Origin of the sequence: Streptomyces sp. NPDC058697 (genome assembly GCF_042715345.1) — a bacterium.
GTDB lineage: Bacteria > Actinomycetota > Actinomycetes > Streptomycetales > Streptomycetaceae > Streptomyces > Streptomyces liliifuscus.
The window spans coordinates 44,596-45,145 of the sequence record NZ_JBHXSU010000023.1; the positions used below are offsets into that span (position 1 = coordinate 44,596).

A 550-nucleotide genomic window follows, 5' to 3' on the forward strand; every position below is an offset into this window, starting at 1 on the left:
TCGACCAGTGTGACGCTCAATCGACCAGTGAGGAGACCGAGTTGAGTCAGCCGATCGAAGACCGGGTGGCCCAGGCGATGGCCCATCTCAAGGCGACGGAGGAAGCCGCGGCCAAGGTGCGGGGCGAGCTGGCCGCCGCGTCGGTCACGGCGCGGTCGGCCGACAGATCGGTCCAGGTGGCCGTCGGGGCCAAGGGCGAACTGACGAGCCTGGAGTTCCTGGACGGCAAGTACCGGAGCATGGCCGCCTCGCAGCTCTCCGCGTCGGTGCTGGAAGCCGCGAACGCGGCTCGCGCCGAGATGGCACGCAGGGTCGTCGACACGCTCGACCCGCTCACCAGGATGACCGCGCGAGGGATGGCTCCGGAGCGGATGGGGGTCGACTGGGGCTCGGTCTTCGGATCGTTGATCAGCGAGACCTCCGTGGAGCAGGGGTCGACGGCCATGAGCCGGCTCCGCGACGAGATCCACGAGGACGAGGACGAAGGGGCGCCCGCGGCCCCGCCCGGCGGTCGCGGAGCCGCGAACAAACGACAGGGGAGCACATAGCC

Annotated in this window: 1 protein-coding gene; it reads left to right on the forward strand. The window is 70.2% G+C overall.

Features of this window, described 5'->3' with window-relative positions; translation table 11 throughout:
- Positions 1-41: 41 nt before the first annotated feature.
- Entirely contained in the window at positions 42-548 is a 507-nt protein-coding gene (locus tag ACFWXQ_RS36790; protein ID WP_383938094.1) for a YbaB/EbfC family nucleoid-associated protein, read from the forward strand.
- The last annotated feature ends 2 nt before the right edge of the window (positions 549-550 follow it).